This window comes from Fibrobacter sp., from assembly GCF_017545445.1.
GTDB lineage: Bacteria > Fibrobacterota > Fibrobacteria > Fibrobacterales > Fibrobacteraceae > Fibrobacter.
The window spans coordinates 18,062-31,220 of record NZ_JAFWOM010000047.1 but is presented as its reverse complement, the minus strand read 5'-3'; the positions used below and the strand labels follow the sequence as shown (position 1 = coordinate 31,220).

Sequence of the window (13,159 nt, the reverse complement as noted above, 5' to 3'; positions counted from 1 at the left end):
ATCCTCTTTCAAGCCCTTTCTTGATAACGGCTTTTGAGCCACAATAAAAGCATTTTTTTTGTCATATAACAAAAATATCCCTCAAAGCCTGTAGCCATAAGGGATAGAAACGATTTTAGGTCTCCAAATGACACTTAAGCCATTTTTCTTGGTACCTGTTTCCAATTGTGCAGGTCCTGTTTGCACAAACTCAGAGTTCAATTTTTCAGCAACAAAATTTAAGAATCCTTCCGATGAGTATTCATCGTAAAACATGACCATGTTGTAGATGTTCCTTTTGCTGAACCCTTTCAGCGTAGGATCTTGCGTATGAATATAATCAGCAAGTTCGGCGACAACTTTTGTTCCCCATTCGTTGCACTTTATCTTTTGACTTACATATTGCCCAACAAACCACACTGAACTAAGGTGCTTTTCGTTTACTTCACTAACTGCCAGCGAACGCATTCTCTGAATCTGGTTTAAAATCGTTGAAAACTGCGATTGTAGAGCTTTTTCATTTACTTCTTTAGTCATTTGGTGTATTCCTTTTGGCAGTAAAATAGATTATTGGGACGGCAAGTGCAATAGCGATCGTTTCCTTCGATTGGACTAATGCTCCTTGCGTTATAGAGGGGCTGTTTTTGAGGGATTGGAAAATCAAAAGCTTTTTACTCAGACAATTAAATTTCTTTTCAAATTATTTTCTTCTTCGCGCATCGCTGCCCGAAATTTTTCAAAGCTCCCTTTTATCTCGGGAACTGTAAATGGCATGATGGTCAGCTTGATTGAATCGTCGTTATAAAGCGTCAAACTTGATGCTCGGTGCGTCTCATTGAACTTTACGGGATGAATTAAGAACCCCTGTTTTGATTTAAATCTAAACAGGTAGGCTAGCATTTGAAATGCATCATCGCGGCGTAAACCGCCATTTAGTTGCTTATACTTGGCGTCGATAATTGCTGTTGCTGAATCTACTTGGCCTTTTGCCGTGTTGCAACCTATCATAAAATCAGGGAAAACCCAACGTCGCTTTTGATTATCATCATTCCTAAATAGATATTGAGCCCCCTTACTAGTTCTATTGTTTGGATGGCGCAATTTTTCTTTGAATTGTTCTTCTAGCACGACATTCAAATATTCTTCCCAAAGACTTGCGCCGTCAAATAAAATTCCATTTATTTGATGTGTTGAATTTTCACCATAACTTAATTTTTTATGCATTAGAATTGCAATGCATAACTTGCGTAGAGGTTCGTATGCGGTATAATAAGGATGTGTTATTGGACGAAGATTTTTTGAGATGATTTGCTGACGGGTATTTCTACGATAACTTGATGTGGCTTGTTCGATGGTCTTTACATTATCGAATGTTTCGGAATAAACATCACCGCTTAAAATTGACTTTCCGAAAGAAAGCAAACGGATATATTCAATTGTGTGGCGTATCAACTGTGTGATGTTGTTATCCGTAGTGTATTCGCGTGTATGGTATGCGACCTTTCCATTGAAAGGAATGTTATACCGTATATGACGAGCGATATCGATTGGACCACGAACATTTGCATCGTTGTATTCTCGAGTTACGTATGCTCGATAAACGCCTTGTTTTAAAGCGTTGTTCAAGTAACCGGGGAACAGATAATACAAAAAATCAAAGAAAGAATCTTCGCCTGCATCGGTTCGTGGCGTGTATGCTACATTACAAATCTTTTGCAACATGTAGTGTAAAAAGTAATTCTTGTCATTTAAATCAAAACGCGAAGTAATATTGACTCGGATGTCGTTCTTGAGACTTATGAAGCCCATTATATTGCCTGTAGAAATCCTCGGCGTTGTTTCGTCTGAATAATCTACATTGAAAATAGCATCGTTATCTTTTAAATCTAATTCCTTTGAAAAGGGAGGATAGATGATGAATCTGAATTTTTCACTGGCTAACGATTTTAAATCTTTTCCGGCAATGCTGTCTAAAGCTCTTCGAATTTTTTCGGGAGACGAATCAAGAGCGAATACTTGATTTTGCGTATTGTCTTTTAGAGTAATTAACTTCACGATTAATTTTCGCTTATTTCGTCAGAAGAATCTTTTGTGTCTTCGTTCATGGAATATGCTTTTTCCAATTTTTTGAATTTTTCGCCACTTTCGTCAATGCCGCGTAAATATTCGCGGACAACGCCTTCGATATGGTATTCCCAAAGCTGTTGGAATCGTTGATTGGTATCACCGCTGTAGTTTTTGAGTTTTAAGAAATAAGCAGGGCCGATATCGTATGCTGAATAAAGTCCTTCTGTTTGTTCAATTGCAGCATTCAAAGATTGCATTCGTTTTATTGCTTCATCCGCATATTCTGCAATACCATTCTCGGTATCGCTTAGCATTTCAATGCGGTCATCAGCCTTGATTTCTTTGAATGCGAATCTACGACGCATTGCAAAATCCATGCTTTCGACGCTGCGATCAATGTCGTTCATTGTACCGATGATATACACGTTTTCGGGGACGAAGAAACCATTTTTGAAAAATTCATTATCTTTATTTTGGATTAGATTTTGGTATTGGGTATTGACCAAGCCTTTCTTTCCTCGATATCCTGGATCTATGGAAAAGAAAAGTTCACCGAAAATTTTGGATATCTCTCCACGATTTATTTCGTCTATGATAAATACAAAATTCTTCTTTTGGATGATGTTGTTTATTTTAGGAATGGTCTCGTTTTTCGAATTAATCCATTCTTTGATTTTATAGTAGAGAACGAATACATAAGAATCAGTTTGTAGATGGTGATTTCGGTTAAAAAACTTCTTTATGTCAGCAACAAATTTAGGTTCAACTTCGTTTGCTAACAAAAGAATCAAAACCTCTTTTGAAAAATTTAATTCACCTGATTTTGCATTTCCTGGAACAGAAACGAGAATGTCTGATTCGTTAAATGATATTGTAAAATGATTCTCTGTTTTTGATGTTTTCCAGTCCTCTTGTGAAATTTCACCATCTACAACAGCATCTAAAAAATCATCTACTTTCGAAGTCCAAAAGGCTTCTAATGATTGTTGTTCCTTTGATTTTGAACTATCTTCCAAGTTCTTTTGGGCTTTTTTACAAAATGTTTTAAAAATTCCATCTTTGAGTTCAAATCCATCGGCTTTGCCATTCTCCCCTTTGGCTGGTCGAAGTCCTTCTACAAAGTCTGTGTAGTCGTAGGATTGGTGGAATTGAACAAAGCCGATTTCTTCATCGGAACAGCCCATAGATTTAGCAATCTGTTTGGCTAAATATGTTTTACCGGTGCCCGGAGCGCCATGAAGAATGAGGTTATGGTTTGCTTGTAAAAGATTTTTACAGGCCTCTGTTGTCTTGTCAATCATTAGTTCAATCTCGGGCTTAATGTAATTTCCAAAAATGCTTTTGATAGCGTCGTTCCCATTAACAGGAAAGAGTGTTCCGAACCAACCTCCTTTATCCATTTTAGGACCCTTCCCATGGAATAGATTGTCGGTGTCTTTATTTATTTTTTCAAGGTTAACAATTCCATTTTCTTTATCTACAGAAGTAACTTTTGAAATTTGCCAAATTGTCAAATCATTAGTCCCGCCATAAGAATGAAATGCAAAGAAATCACCTTCTTTTATTTTTTTGATGTTGTCCCATGCTTGCTTTGCACCCTTGTTTGGAGATTCCCTATCCCATCCAATTCGCCAGTATTCATTTTTTTGAAATTCTTCTAATTTACTTTCTTTTCCGTCTTGCCATTTAATTCCACCGGACCAAAAACTAATTTCATCGTTCGGACGAGTCTTTTTCCATGCGTTGTAAGATAGAATGGGTATAGACTGGAGTTCTCCAGTATGGATTTTATCATTTAAAAAATCTAAAAGTTCATTATATTGCTGGGATTTCGGTTTCTTCTTATCTATTTGCCAAGAATATTTTTCTTTAAGATAGCTTGAGGTGTTATTGTCTAGTGGGCATAATTCTTCTGGTCTTATCCAGAAAAAAGCCATAGTCAATTTAGCTAACGCAATACCATCTATCTTTAAAGCATTGTCAAAATCAGAATCGTCAAACTTAGATTGTTGAACGTCAAAAAATAGTTTCCATAATAAATCTATATCATCTTGCTTGATTGCATAAACAGAGTTGATGTTGTTTAAAATGGGAATTCCATCCCAATCAGCTGGAGCAGAACTCTGTAGTTTAAATTTATCTTTGAAGTATGTGGCGATTTCATTTCGTCGTTGAAATGTAGAACGATTTAGCAATCCCAAAACTGTAAATGGATCTATATCGTTGATTTGTGAAAAAAGTTTATTTGTCAAATAATCACGGTATTTTTCTCGAATACCTTTTATGATTTTAATAAGAGTTTGACGATTTTCTCTGTATTCACATAATTTGTGGGCGAGTTCCTTAAAAAAGGGAATCCACGTAAAATTATTTGTTGTTGGTATGTCAGACATATAAACCTCTTTACTTTCAATTATACATTTTGTCGCTTGGTATTTTTTCGAAAATTGCGAAAATAAACCTTGATTGGGGATAATTGTATTTCAAAAACATACAACTGCGGCAAAGTTTGCACTATTGCTTATCGGAAATGCGTGCTTGCGGAAACGTGCGTCAATCTTTTTTGCAAAGGAAATAATTTTTTGACCGTCATCAGTACAATACATCATATAGCCGTGACATTTTTTGTTCAGAAATTTATAGTATTGGTAGCTTCCGTCGCAAAATGGAGCTTCTGTGGTTTCGTCAGGAAAACTTTGAATGACTTCCCTATTTTTTTCTATGAATGCCTTTATTTTATCTGCGAACGGCCTGCTTGTTGCTTCTAGCACATAAGAGCGTTTTTTACTATCGCTGTTCCCGAACATTGTGTATATTCTTCCGTCATCGTAAAGAAGAGTCCCTTCGCTTTCAGGTACGTAGGTCCCTTCATCAATGGTTTCGTAGATTGTTTGGCCTAGCGGCTTTTCAAAGAAAAGAATATCTTGCAACTTGTGGGTTTCACAAATGAATTTCTTTGCGTTTATGATGCTGTCGTCGGAGTCATAACAGGCATATTCTGCAATGTACCGAGCAAGGATTTTTTTGTCATAATTGCTCATGGTGTTGGCTACAAAATGCAGAAACTCCGAGATGTCTTGCGGAGATGTTTTTTCTTCGCAGACTTGCTTTTCGCATTCCCACGCGATTCGTTCAAAATCGGTCTTGTATGGGCATTTTTGTTGGGAGGGGGAATAGTGGTAACAATATTTCTTGTTTGTTTTTCTTTCTTCGCCCATGTGTATATCCTTATTTTTCTTTTTTAGTTTTTTTGAATACATGACCGCACTGTAAGCACATTAAATCGTCTTTACTGGCATCTTGATTGACATAATCCTCTGAAAGTGAATAAATTTCGCCGTCTTTCAGTGTATTCGCTTTGGAAAATTTCGTTTTTTTCTCAATTTTTATTTGACTAGCTATTATGCCTTCGCATTTGGGGCAAACGCTGTCTGCAATTAAAGCGTTTTCGTTTCCGACAACCATTAAAATCTTTTTAGATAGATTTATTCTTTCCGCTTCGCGATTTGACAAAATTTTATCTTTCAATTCTTTCGCATGTTCTTCGAAACCATTTTGATTCATGAACCTATGTATTGCATTGTAGTCTTCGTTACGGTTTTGAAAATTCTTGTATTCTTCGCGCAAACTCAGAATTTTATTCACTTCGTCTTCGGTGAATAATTGCAGTGGCTCGTTGTCTTCTAAATAGTGACCTAGGGCTTCTCCATAATGCCAACGTGAAAATTCTAGCATTTTTATAGAGGGTGAATTGCATTTGGGACAGTATGAAGATTTTTTTACGCCAATCCCTGCCTTCAACCATTTATGATTGCATGCTTCACAATGCTGGATGATTTTAATGGGTGGACCGTAAAGGATTCGTATTGTATTCTCAAAAGGTTTAAATTCTCCATTGCCCTTTTTGGTGCCACATTGATCGCAATATCGGGCCCCCTTCAACAGGGGTGCTTGGCAGTTTCCACAACGTCCACGATATTCTTTTGGCTTTCTATTTATCTTGACCATGATGATCCTTCAGCATTTTGAAAACGCAGTAATTGGGTTCGTTGTTTTGGAAGTTCCAGGTATGGGTTGAATCTCCCATGCAAAATTCCCTTTCGCTACATTGTTTGCATTGCGGGTTTAATTCCGCTTTATTTTGACGGAAAATTTCAAACCGATTTTTCCAAACATCTACGAAAGAATCTTTACAAATGTTTCCCTGTATTGTTAATTCGTTCCGTTCAATGTCCAGGCATGCTCCGATATCGCCATTTGCCATGACGCTTGCGATTTTAGTTCCCGCTCCGCATTGAAAGTAAAAATCGCGAACCATGTACTCGTATTGCATTCCGAGATAGTGAGAACAACCTAAATTAATTTCCATGTTATTGCTTGGATTGAATCGGGTCCGTTTAACGAAATCGAGCAGCATTTTGTATTCGTGAGCGTCGAGGAACATCGATGAATTGTCCTTGGCTCTGCCGATGGGTTCGATGTTCGCAATTTTCCATGATTCGATTTTCTCATCGCAAAGGAATTCGTATAGGATATCCAGTTCTTTTAGATTGTTTTTGTGGACAACGGTTACGACTTCAGGATATAACCCTGCTTTTTGCGCATTTCGGATACCTGTCAGCGCTTGTTGGAATGCATTTGGGGAACAACGAAAGTTGTTGTGAGTCTCTTCCAGACCGTCCAAGCTGATAGAGATTGTGTCCAGTCCGGCTTTCTTGAACTGTTCACCGACGGCTTCGGACAATAAGGTTCCGTTAGTCGTTATTCCGCAAGAAAAATTTAAATGCTTGGAATAGGCGATGATTTTGAAAAGCTCCTTGTTCAAAATAGGCTCTCCGCCTGTAATGCAAATGAAAATCTGTGATGCGTCGTATTCTTTAGCGACTTCGTCCAGCACTTTTTGGGCGGCTTTGAAAGGCAAGTAGTTACGGTTTGTGGATAGGCAGCCGCTGCCGCAATGCTTGCATTTTAAATTGCAACAATCGGTCACTTCAAGGAACAAATATGCGAGTTGCGGATTTTTCCACAACTTTCGCTGGTATTCTGCCAACGAGTGCATGTTTTTTCGTTTTGTCGCGTATAAATCTTTCATCATCTATAAATATACAATCGAAAAATGTCAAATTATGACTTTTTTAGGCGCTTGGAAAAATTTCGCTTTGTCTTACCTTCTTTAACATTTCTCCTCAATCATAACATTTCAAAATGTTATAATCGCGGAAAAATGTTATAATTAGTGAATTTGGCACAGAATTGCCAAATTCTAGTTTATAACTTGTTGACCCGTTGAAATCGCGTGTTAGATTTATTCTAAATACCACACGGTTTCGATTGTATCGCCGGCTTCGATATCGTCGGGCGTGTAGTCGATGGATTGGCTTTCTGGCATTTCGCAGTCGCATACTGCTAGCCGTTCTTCGTGGTAGTTAATGTCGATGCTCCGCTTAGAGTAATCCGCACTGATGATGCCGCCGAGCTTATGCCCCAATGTCGCTGCAATGACTTCAGCTTTTTCGCGAGCGTCTTTAACGGCGGTTTCCAAAATTTGGAGCTTGACGTCGTGGGTGTCTTTCTTGATGAAGGCGATGTTCACTTCGAGTTCGGGCCATGCTTTGCCGAGTGCGGACATGACTTTGGATGTGATGATGCTATCTAGCGGCAATTCGATAGCGAGTTTTTGGCGCAGTTTGAAGCCGACAAAGACGAACTTGTCTTCTTTGCGGTTCCACTCTGTTTCTTTGGTTATAGAAAAGTTCGTGGTTTTTAGCGAATCTTTCGGAATATTCAGTTTCTCAAGCGTTTCTCGCAGGTTTTTGTTTCCGACCGCGGCTTCGGCGTACGCCTTTTCGTACGTGTCGTGCAGGGAATCCACCTCGAAAGTGAGTTTCGTGGTGTCGGGGGCGGTTTTGACGAATCCTGTGCCCATGACGCGGATAGTTTTCTGTTCCTGGTTCATAAAGACCTCCATTGGGTTGTTTTTCGTAAATATATGTTTCTTTAATGTCATAAAATGACGTTTGATGTATGGTGCGTAAAAAGGATTTTCCAATCAAGTGGGGAATGACTGTGCGAGGCGGGGCTGACAGGTCTGTTTGCTTTTTATTACTTTTCTCTATATATCCTACCCACGGAGGTTCCCATGCCAAATACACTCCCTGATTCGATGACTGTCCACCCGATTGCGGGTTACGACAAGGAAATTTACGTGAAGCCGACGCTCAAAAATCCGCAGATTGTCGTGGGCGATTTCACTTACATTGCCGATAGCGATTTTGAGAGCCATGTGACGCATCTGTATCCGTGGAATGACGATAAGTTAATTATCGGAAAGTTCTGCCAAATTGCCGCGGGGGTGGAGTTCGTGATGAACGGGGCGAACCACCAGATGAATGCGGTTTCGACGTTCCCGTTCTATACGCTGCAAGGTTGGAATATGGCGGCGCCTGCCAAAGAGAATTTGCCGCTCAAAGGTGATACGGTGATTGGAAACGATGTGTGGATTGGGCAGAATGCGGTGATTTTGCCGGGAGTGCATATTGGCGATGGGGCGATTATCGGTGCGAATGCGGTCGTGGGGAGCAACGTGGAGCCTTACACGGTCGTGGTAGGGAACCCGGCACAGTTTATACGCAATCGTTTCGACGAGGAATTGACGGCACTTTTGCTCCGGTGGAAATGGTGGGACAAGTCCATCGAAGAAATCAATGAACTTATCCCGATTTTAACGAACCCTGATTTGACTATTGTCAAGTCGCAACTGAAAAAGTTGCTTAACCGAACAGCCAAATAATTAAGACTACGAAAAATATTGTGCCGAGACAGCCGCTGCACATGGCTTACCTCTTGTTGTTGCGGCGGCTGTAATCTTCATCGACTTTTGCTTTCCACTTGCGTTCGTTTACGCGGTTCAGTCGTATGTCGCTCATCAAGCTGCATTGGGCTTCGTACATGACGTTTATTCCTGCTTCGTCGTTTACAAAGTTGGCGGCACGGTCTTCGCAAATGCCGAAGCGTTTCGCTGTTTCGATAGCATCGATGTTTGCACCGAGAAAAATGAATTCCCAACCGTATTTCTGTTTTTGCCGTTCAACCATTTGCTTGACTCGTTCGGCGGTGTATTTGCGGCTGGCGTTTTCGTAGCCGTCCGTGATGATGACGAAAATTGTCTTTTCGGGGCGGTCTTCGTTGCGGGTGTACTTGTGTACGTTTCCGATGTGGTGAATGCCGCACCCGATGGCATCGAGAAGAGCCGTGCTGCCGCGTGGATAGTATTCTTTGTCGGTGAGCGGCTGAATGTTTGCAAGCGGAATGCGGTTGTGCAATACATCCATGCTGTCGTCGAAAAGTACGGTGGAGACGAATGCTTCGCCTGTTTCTTTTTTCTGTTTTTCGATGGTGCTGTTGAAACCGCCGATGGTGTCTTTTTCGAGTCCGCTCATGGAACCGCTGCGGTCGAGGATGAATACGATTTCGGTGAGTCCTTTTTTCATAATTGCCTCCATGCCGCTATTTGTGCGGCTTTTAGGGTGAACGGAAACAATTATAGATGCTGCGAAAACAAAAATGGTCGCCTCGCAGGCGACATTTTAAGAAGACTTTTTTGCTTTTATATGCCTAGCGTCGGTTGCTCAAATTTGAAAAGTGTGCTGTTGATTTCCCAAATATCGTATTTTTGTTGCTCGATAAAGTAAGTAACGATGAGGTCGCCTTTGTTGGAGGGTGAAAGTGCGAATCCTGCACGTGCGAGAAGGTCGTTTGTTTCGTCTAAATTCAGATGTAGTGCAATAGCGAGTGCTATGGCGGTCTTTTTTGTGGGCTTGTAATTTATGTTGCTGCGGATTTTAGAAAAATGCTTGCGATCTAGATTTGCCCGTTTATAGATTTCTACATCATTCATGTTTTTTTCGTGAATGAGACTGAATAGTTTATCGCAAAAAGTCTCGATTGGCTTCGCAAGAATGTCGTCAAGACTTTGGGATTCTTTAGCGGAGGCGTGGCAAATTGTATTGCTGCCCGGTTCTTTGTGGGGTCGTTCTTCGGCTAGGCTGAAGTATTCATGTATGGAATTATCTTGTGTAAGTGTTGCACTGCGTTGTGGATAACATCTATTAAAGCTTGGTATATTCTTGTATTTTTCTTGTACGTAATTATCGTCAATGAATGCTTGAATGTCGTTGCTTAGTTCTTCTGAAATTTCAAATGCTTTGCGGTCGAATACGACGAGCGTTACGCTCATTTCGTTAGCTTGTAAAAATTCGCTGATGGCGTGCAGTGCAATTTTTAGAGCGTTGTCTTTGGGAAAACGAAATACACCGCTCGATATTAGCGGAAATGCGATGGAGTTGCAACCGAGTTCCTTTGCCTTTTCTAGTGCTCTTCGGTAGCAATTCGTGAGTGCGAGTGCTTCTCCTGAATCGCCGTCATTCCACTTGGGGCCTACGGTGTGGATGATGTACTTTGCGTTCAGAGCGAATGCCGGGGTGACTGCGATTTCTGCGACTTGGAGCGGACCGACTTGTTCGCGTGCTTTTAACAAGTCATTGTAGCCAGCGGTCTCGTAAATATGGTATTCTGCGCCGCCTCCGCAAATGGGTTCTTTGTTTGCGGAGTTGACAATAACATCGGCTTTGACTTTCGAAATGTCGTCTCGTATAATTTTTAGGGACATGATGAATTCTCTTTGTTTAAGCCCTTGTCGCAGGTTTGCTTTGACCTTTTTTGAAAATTTATATTATTTTGGCTAAACGTAAGAACTTGAAAACAGGAGTGGAGCATGCGAGATGCCATTGCTTTCAATAAATATTTCTATATTCAAATTGACGAAAAAAAGGATAAAAAATAACTGGATTCTTCACATTCGTTCAAGCATCCCTTCGACAGGCTCAGGGACCTGAGCAAGTTCGTTGAGCTTGCCGAGACGAATGCCAAACCACTAACCACTAACCACTAATCACTAAAATATGGCCGAACAAAACAAAGCAGAAAAATTCGTTTTCTACATGTACAAGATGACCAAGTCCTATCCGCCTAACAAAGAGGTGCTGAAGGACATTTCTTTGAGCTTCTACTATGGCGCAAAGATTGGTATTATCGGCCAGAACGGTGCCGGTAAGTCAACGCTCCTCCGCATTATGGCGGGTATTGACAAGGAATTCCAGGGCGAAGCCTGGATTGAACCGGGCCGCACCGCGGGCTACTTGCCGCAGGAACCGCAACTTGACCCGAACCTGACCGTGAAGGAAAACGTGATGCAGGCTGTGGCCAAGAAACAGGCGATTCTTGACCGCTTCAACGAAATTTCCATGAAGTTTGCTGAACCGATGGAAGACGACGAGATGAACAAGCTTCTCGACGAACAGGCAAAGCTTCAGGACATCATCGATGCTCAGGACTTGTGGAGTCTCGACCGCAACATTGAAATTGCAATGGATGCTCTCCGCTGCCCGCCGGGCGATTGGCCGGTGACGAACCTTTCCGGTGGTGAAAAGCGCCGCGTGGCTCTTTGCCGCTTGCTCCTCGAAGAACCGGATTTGTTGCTCTTGGACGAACCGACGAACCACTTGGATGCCGAAACGGTTGCATGGCTCGAACGCCACCTCCGCGAATACAAGGGCTCCGTGATTCTCGTGACACATGACCGTTACTTCCTTGACAACGTAACGAACTGGATTTTGGAAATCGACCGCGGTCGCGGCATTCCTTGGGAAGGCAATTACGCCCAGTGGCTTGACCAGAAACTTGAACGCATGAAGAACGAAGAGAAGGGTGAATCTGACCGTCAGAAGCGCCTCGCTCGCGAACAGGAATGGGTCAAGCAGAGTCCGAAGGCTCGCCAGGCAAAGAGCAAGGCTCGTCTCAAGGCATACGAAGAACTCTTGGCTGAAGATTCCAAGGAACAGATCAAGGTGGCTCAGATCCACATTGCAAACGGCAAGCGCTTGGGCGATGTCGTTATTCAGGCGGAACATTTGCAGAAGGCCTTTGGCGAAAAGGTGCTGTTCGACGATTTGAACTTCAGCTTGCCGCGCTCGGGCATCGTGGGTATTATCGGTCCGAACGGTGCTGGTAAGACAACTTTGTTCAAGATGATCATGGGCCAGGAAAAGCCCGATGGCGGTACGCTTAAGATTGGCGAAACTGTCGAAATCATTAGCATGGAACAGGGCCGCGAAAGTCTCGATGATTCCAAGACGGTTTGGGAATCCATCACGGGTGGCAACGACGAAATCTTGGTGGGCGACCGCAAGATGAATGGCCGTGCTTATTGCGGTCTCTTCAACTTCACGGGTGCGGCCCAGCAGAAGAAGCTCTCGCAGCTCTCTGGTGGTGAACGCAACCGTGTGCTTATGGCGAAAAACCTGCAGAAGCCGGGCAACCTGTTGTTCCTCGACGAACCGACGAATGACTTGGATATTGAAACGTTGCAGGCTCTCGAACAGGCTATCCTCAAGTTCGCAGGCTGCGCCGTGATTATCTCGCATGACCGCTGGTTCCTCGACCGTATCGCAACGCACATCCTCGCTTACGAAGGCGATTCGAAGGTCGTGTGGTTCGAAGGCAACTGGAGCGAGTACGAAGCCGATCGCCGCAAGCGCCTCGGCGAAGACGCCGACAACCCGAAGCCGATCAAGTACAAGACGCTGACGAGGCAATAAGGCTTTGCCTTATCGCCTCAGTAGGAAGTAGACAGTAGGCGGTAGGCGGGTAGAGTTAAGCCACTATGCAAAAAGCAGGATTGATGTCCTGCTTTTTGCTTTTTTTATCGTTTTACATTTAGAAAGCCCAGTAAACGCCAATGCCGCCCAGAAACATCACTCCGGCTCCTCCGCCAATCATTGCTCCTGCGTTGCGGTTGTCTTCGTCATATAGCCATTCGAAGCCTAAACCTATAATAACAGCTCCTATAATCATAAGTCCAACACTATATACGCCGACTATGGGCTTTAACGGATTGAAATCCTGCTCTGCAGCATCCTCTGCTGCGAAGTCTGCTGCCATGCTACGATCTTCTTGCATTTTCAGAACAAGAGGCGCATTCAAGGAAACTGCAAAAGAGCTTGTTGCCAACAGCGAGATGCTTAAAATAAATACTGCTAAAAATTTCATGTAAGAA

The 13,159-nt window shown here is 42.1% G+C and carries 12 protein-coding genes; 2 read left to right on the top strand and 10 right to left on the bottom strand.

Going from position 1 to position 13,159, the window contains the following annotated elements; translation table 11 throughout:
- Positions 1 to 81: 81 nt before the first annotated feature.
- The 7 genes from IKG78_RS05750 to IKG78_RS05720 form a co-directional block, all read right to left on the bottom strand.
- Positions 82 to 516, bottom strand: a complete 435-nt coding sequence (locus tag IKG78_RS05750) for a DUF1016 N-terminal domain-containing protein (RefSeq protein ID WP_290940732.1) — start codon at positions 514 to 516, stop codon at positions 82 to 84.
- A gap of 138 nt (positions 517 to 654) precedes the next feature.
- A complete protein-coding gene (locus tag IKG78_RS05745) occupies positions 655 to 2,034 on the bottom strand; it encodes a hypothetical protein (protein ID WP_290940729.1) in 1,380 nt (459 codons plus the stop codon).
- A gap of 2 nt (positions 2,035 to 2,036) precedes the next feature.
- Positions 2,037 to 4,439, bottom strand: a complete 2,403-nt coding sequence (locus tag IKG78_RS05740) for an AAA family ATPase (protein ID WP_290940726.1) — start codon at positions 4,437 to 4,439, stop codon at positions 2,037 to 2,039.
- A 90-nt stretch (positions 4,440 to 4,529) separates the two neighbouring features.
- Positions 4,530 to 5,264 carry a hypothetical protein gene (locus tag IKG78_RS05735; RefSeq protein WP_290940722.1) on the bottom strand — a complete coding sequence of 245 codons (735 nt, stop codon included), beginning with the start codon at positions 5,262 to 5,264 and terminating at the stop codon, positions 4,530 to 4,532.
- 10 nt (positions 5,265 to 5,274) lie between these two features.
- On the bottom strand, positions 5,275 to 6,054 hold the full coding sequence (locus IKG78_RS05730; protein ID WP_290940718.1) for a zinc ribbon domain-containing protein: 780 nt from the start codon (positions 6,052 to 6,054) through the stop codon (positions 5,275 to 5,277).
- Positions 6,038 to 7,141 carry a radical SAM protein gene (locus IKG78_RS05725; RefSeq protein WP_290940713.1) on the bottom strand — a complete coding sequence of 368 codons (1,104 nt, stop codon included), beginning with the start codon at positions 7,139 to 7,141 and terminating at the stop codon, positions 6,038 to 6,040. The genes IKG78_RS05730 and IKG78_RS05725 overlap by 17 nt, the downstream gene beginning before the upstream one ends.
- A 210-nt stretch (positions 7,142 to 7,351) precedes the next feature.
- Positions 7,352 to 8,002, bottom strand: a complete 651-nt coding sequence (locus IKG78_RS05720) for an SIMPL domain-containing protein (RefSeq protein WP_290940710.1) — start codon at positions 8,000 to 8,002, stop codon at positions 7,352 to 7,354.
- A 183-nt stretch (positions 8,003 to 8,185) separates the two neighbouring features.
- Between IKG78_RS05720 and IKG78_RS05715 the strand changes: the two genes are divergently transcribed.
- Positions 8,186 to 8,836: a CatB-related O-acetyltransferase gene (locus IKG78_RS05715; RefSeq protein WP_290940707.1), complete on the top strand. Its 651-nt coding sequence runs from the start codon at positions 8,186 to 8,188 to the stop codon at positions 8,834 to 8,836.
- 46 nt (positions 8,837 to 8,882) lie between these two features.
- Here the strand turns inward: IKG78_RS05715 and IKG78_RS05710 are convergent, their stop codons facing one another.
- A complete protein-coding gene (locus IKG78_RS05710) occupies positions 8,883 to 9,536 on the bottom strand; it encodes a vWA domain-containing protein (RefSeq protein ID WP_290940704.1) in 654 nt (217 codons plus the stop codon).
- A gap of 116 nt (positions 9,537 to 9,652) precedes the next feature.
- Positions 9,653 to 10,714: a macro domain-containing protein gene (locus tag IKG78_RS05705; protein ID WP_290940701.1), complete on the bottom strand. Its 1,062-nt coding sequence runs from the start codon at positions 10,712 to 10,714 to the stop codon at positions 9,653 to 9,655.
- Between the two features lie 292 nt (positions 10,715 to 11,006).
- Here IKG78_RS05705 and ettA point away from each other — a divergent pair, with 292 nt between their 5' ends.
- A complete protein-coding gene (gene ettA / locus IKG78_RS05700) occupies positions 11,007 to 12,701 on the top strand; it encodes an energy-dependent translational throttle protein EttA (RefSeq protein ID WP_290940698.1) in 1,695 nt (564 codons plus the stop codon).
- Between the two features lie 118 nt (positions 12,702 to 12,819).
- Here ettA and IKG78_RS05695 read toward each other — a convergent pair whose 3' ends face one another.
- Entirely contained in the window at positions 12,820 to 13,152 is a 333-nt protein-coding gene (locus IKG78_RS05695; RefSeq protein WP_290940695.1) for a hypothetical protein, read from the bottom strand.
- Positions 13,153 to 13,159: the final 7 nt, after the last annotated feature.